This window comes from uncultured Olegusella sp., assembly GCF_947253395.1.
Classification (GTDB): Bacteria; Actinomycetota; Coriobacteriia; order Coriobacteriales; family Atopobiaceae; genus Olegusella.
Genome location: NZ_CAMXYY010000121.1, coordinates 1 through 4,055 on the forward strand (window position 1 = coordinate 1; position 4,055 = coordinate 4,055).

The following is a 4,055-nucleotide window of genomic DNA, read 5'->3' on the forward strand; positions in this document are numbered from 1 at the left end:
AAGTCCAGGCGGTTTCCGTATGGGCAATTTGATATGTGCGTGAGCTCTTACCAGCCGCATGGAGGGCAGGGTTCCCAGCGCTAACCGCGTGTGCTACGACATCACGTCCAAGCTGCTGGCAACAATTGAGTGGGAGTGACAAAAATACGTGCAATATACGTGCAAGTTAGCCTAGATTGCACCCATGCCGCAAGGAGGCCCCATGGAGACGGTCAACGTAATGGTGCGCATAGATAGGCAGACGAGGGACGGCGTGGCAAGACTCTTCTCGGAGCTCGGCGTCAGTACCACACAGGTGATCAACATGTTCTTCAAGCAGGCCGTGAGGAAGCAGAGGATTCCCTTCGAGGTCACCGCAAGGCCCAAAAACCTCTGATTTGTAGTTTTGCAATTCGCAATTTGAACCCTACCTACAACTGATTTCAAGAGATGTAGTTTAGATATCCCACCCTTGTTAGACTACCTGTTTCTATGAATCAATTATCCATATCCCTCTCATTGGTTTAATTCATTTGACTGGCTCCAGGAAGCCAAAAACATCATTATCTCGAATCTTATGCCCGAGCAGCAACTCAATATCCTTTCGTATAGAAGTGTCCCTAAATCTAAGGCAAAACATATCGCCATCTAGGTCAAGACTGGCTTCTTCCCAGATTAGGAGAAGCAATGCGGCAATAGTCAGCGTCCTAATTCTTATGCCAAGTACGTTGTATATGTCATCACAAACTTGGTAATAACTCTGTCTTGTATTTGGTATGCATGCACACAATGCTAATGGGATATTTTTCGAGCGCGGCAATCCGTTCCGCACTTGCATCATTGCTATATCGTCCAAGAGGTTTCTCGCAATGCTCAAGGAATCATTTTGAAACTCTATTTCTATTGCGCCAGCAATATCTTTACCGGAATAGATGGCATCCATACGAGTGCTGGACACACCTGTCCTTCGAAGAGCGCAGTGATATCCCACCTCAATCATCATATTTCTGCATAACAAGAGGGCGGACTCGTGGGTTGCTCTAACCTCGCTTAAACGTTGATAAACGTATCTAACGCGCTCTAGCGTCTCATCGTCTTTTTTGCTTTCAGTAGGTAATCCCCTTATCTCATCCAGGCATTTCTCTTGATATCTGGATGCATATTCAACGGAATAGACCACTTCAAAGGGCTTGTCGTTGCGGTCAAGATTTACTCGCATCTTGCCACTCTCATAGTACAGCGCCCCAAAAGGACATCTGCTGGCGCATAAGCCACATCCTATACAAGAGTCATACTCAATAACGATCGACTGTTTATCGTTGTCCCACGTGATTGCGTCAAATGCACACACGCGGTCATCTTGTCGCTCCGCGAGGTTTTCGAAGTCGTCACAGCTATACTCGTCGTCGTAGTAGTAAAGGCATCTAGGTTGATGACAATTGATGCATGCAGAATAGAAAGTGTTGTCTCTCGTGTTGAGCTTCATCGGCTTATCAATGGAGCGCTCTGCACTCGTTACTTCACGGAGATCGATGTAGTAGTACGAAATGCGTCTTGCTTCATCATTCTGGTGCAACATCAGCAAATCCCCTGAGTTTTTCTAATTGTTCCGGCGTTATTGTTTGTCCATGGAGCGTGGACCTGACCACAAGCCTGGCAAGTACGTCATACGAAATGACCCCAACGTTAATCCCGTATACGTTTTTGAACGCGTCTATTAGATCCGATGCCTCTGCACGTTCATTAGGTGCATGGTAGCCGACCACGAGAGAAGTTGCGGTATCGCTGGTTGGATACTGTTTGCGTGAAAGGAGGATGATTCTGTTTTCAGCAGCCTGCTTTACGGCCTTAATCGAAATGAACTCCTCCTCACCGGGCGATTTGATTTCGATAGGAATGGCGTTCCCTGGCCCGGTAATGATAGCATCCATTCGTGACCCATTGTCACCTTGCCGTGAAACATGGCAATCGAATCCAAGCATCTTGAACATTGTTCCGACAAGTGGATAAAACCGATCCTGGTTGCTGCTGCGCTCGTCTGTGAAGAGAATGTCTACGATTTCATCTTCATCTTTGTGTGTAGCACTTAATGTGTTGATTCGATTCTTCAGTTCTCGTGCTATCGGATTGTTGATTTCTTCAATTGGTGTGGTCGTCGTTAGTGTCAACCTGGTCGTTTCTCTAGCGTCTCGCTGAGCAACGCTGATAGACGAAGCATATTCTCGTGTATACGATGATGTATCTATGCCCAAAGCCTCATTCACTCGCCAGCACCTAAGGGTCTGATAAGGCGAGAAGAGCAGATTTCGCCCCTGTGTGATTGCATCCGTTATCTCCATATCTTCCAATAATAGATCCTCAACAGGAGAAAGGTCGTAGTTGGCACGGCCAAGCATCTGATAAAAGCCTTGCCGAATAAGTGCATTCTGGGTCCGCTCGTCGTACAAATTGAATTCATCGAGCCTGAGGTCCTTGCACGCGTTCGCCTGGCTAAGAATCTCTCTGCCGCGATCCGTAAGTCTGATGCATTGAAGGCTCTTTGGTGGATAGACCTTCTTAGTTCTAACCTTATCAACCCAGCTGCAACAACTAAGTGCGCCAACTGGGAATCTTGTCTGATTGTCAACTGACGTCGGTTTCATATTTAAGCTGTTGCAAAATCTAGCCCATGCAGGTTCGTACTCCGTGTATCCAGTCCTGATGTCTTGTAGATGGTGAATCATCGAATCATACTCGACAACAATGCCGTCATTGACGCTCATGGGACCCATACAGAGCTCATGCTTGTACATCACGCCATCAAGATCTCCCAAGGCGCGTAGTGCGCATACGAAGAAGCGAACGTGCTCATCGTACCTGATTCCGTCCATCATCTCTTGTGGGTTGTTTATTCCAAGAAGACATTGCTCATACAGCCGAACTGGGTTAGGACTGGTCGCGATATATCTGCCAAGCTCCGTCACGATTAATGGGTAAGCTGATCCCTGCTGGTAGGATGACAGCCAGCCGAGGAAGCGGAACACCTCCGCATACATCTTGACGTTCATCTTGGTTGAATTGCGACTCTCATCCTTAACGTTGCTGAGGCTCATCGCCATGTTGCCTGTGTAACCGTATGCTGTCATCAGGTTATTGTTGGCTACGGCGGAAGCAAACTCTTTGAGTCCGAAAATCCGCTTATCGAACTCGGAGTAGAGTACTCGCATGATGCCGACTTGAGTAACTAAGTCGGATCCGGGATTTCGGAACTTAATCATACTTGCAACCTCGGTTCAATCTTATCTAGCCTCTCCTGTGCAACGTCGCACCAATGCTCTTCGATTTCTGAACCAATCCATCGTATCGTATGCCCATCAGCATTAAGCTTTTCGCAGCATACCCCGAGCGTTCCAGAACCGTGGAACGGATCGAATATAGTGCCGCAGTATCGCCCCTCATCATCCTTTGGGCAGTATGCCTTGATGAGTTCTGTTATTAATGATTCTGGCTTTTGTGTTGGATGGTCTGTTCTCTCGTTTTTGTAAAGGCTGCCGGCAAGAGTTGGAAAGTCCCATATGTCGCCTCTGAGGGCGCCGTTGGGATTTGGAGTCCACACCTTCCGTTCTCCGTTCTTGCCCTTGTAGTAGACGGGGTTCTTTAATCTCTCTGTGCTTTTGTACGGTACACGAACGTCACCAGCGTTGTACGTCCACCGCTTGTTTGACTTTGAGAACCAAAGGAACGGCTCGTATGTCGGCGCAGGTGTCTTTTTCGATCGCGCGAAACCGTTGTCATAGTGCCATATGTTCATGCGACGGTAGTAAAGCCCAGCCTCGTACATTATCGTTTGCAGATAGCCAATGTAGTTGTGTATTCCAAACCACACGAGACTGCCAGTGGGGGTCAGAAGGTTGCGACACTTCTCGATGCGCGCGCGACTTTCCTCGATGAACTCCGGGACGCTCAGACAATCGCTCCTATTGCCAAAGTCTTTATGCAGATTGTATGGCGGATCAGTAAGGATGAGATTGAACACGATTCCCTCGCGAATGAGCTCATCCATGAAAATGTCGCTGTCTACGTTATAGACTTTATTG

5 protein-coding genes are annotated in these 4,055 nt (G+C 47.7%); 2 read left to right on the top strand and 3 right to left on the bottom strand.

What is annotated here, in order from left to right; genetic code table 11:
- Positions 1-58: 58 nt before the first annotated feature.
- Positions 59-139, top strand: a complete 81-nt coding sequence (locus Q0X25_RS07575) for a hypothetical protein (protein ID WP_298580785.1) — start codon at positions 59-61, stop codon at positions 137-139.
- A 63-nt stretch (positions 140-202) separates the two neighbouring features.
- The gene (locus Q0X25_RS07580) at positions 203-376 is read left to right on the top strand and encodes a type II toxin-antitoxin system RelB/DinJ family antitoxin (RefSeq protein WP_298580775.1); all 174 of its coding nucleotides are present in this window, start codon (positions 203-205) and stop codon (positions 374-376) included.
- A 132-nt stretch (positions 377-508) separates the two neighbouring features.
- On the opposite strand, the gene Q0X25_RS07585 is transcribed toward Q0X25_RS07580, so the two are convergent.
- From Q0X25_RS07585 to Q0X25_RS07595, 3 genes are all read right to left on the bottom strand, one after another.
- Positions 509-1,558 (bottom strand): 4Fe-4S binding protein, encoded by a 1,050-nt coding sequence (locus Q0X25_RS07585; RefSeq protein ID WP_298580777.1) that lies wholly within the window; start codon positions 1,556-1,558, stop codon positions 509-511.
- Positions 1,542-3,236, bottom strand: a complete 1,695-nt coding sequence (locus Q0X25_RS07590) for a hypothetical protein (RefSeq protein WP_298580780.1) — start codon at positions 3,234-3,236, stop codon at positions 1,542-1,544. Before Q0X25_RS07590 ends, Q0X25_RS07585 begins: the two co-directional genes overlap by 17 nt.
- Positions 3,233-4,055 (bottom strand): site-specific DNA-methyltransferase (locus Q0X25_RS07595; protein WP_298580782.1); only part of this gene is annotated, 823 nt, incomplete at its 5' end. The genes Q0X25_RS07590 and Q0X25_RS07595, both read right to left, overlap by 4 nt.

Excerpts from the sequence above, each read along its gene's own strand:
- Q0X25_RS07585 (WP_298580777.1), bottom strand. The coding sequence starts at position 1,558 with ATGTTGCACCAGAATGATGAAGCAAGACGCATTTCGTACTACTACATC.
- Q0X25_RS07575 (WP_298580785.1), top strand. The coding sequence starts at position 59 with ATGGAGGGCAGGGTTCCCAGCGCTAACCGCGTGTGCTACGACATCACG.
- Q0X25_RS07580 (WP_298580775.1), top strand. The coding sequence starts at position 203 with ATGGAGACGGTCAACGTAATGGTGCGCATAGATAGGCAGACGAGGGAC.
- Q0X25_RS07590 (WP_298580780.1), bottom strand. The coding sequence starts at position 3,236 with ATGATTAAGTTCCGAAATCCCGGATCCGACTTAGTTACTCAAGTCGGC.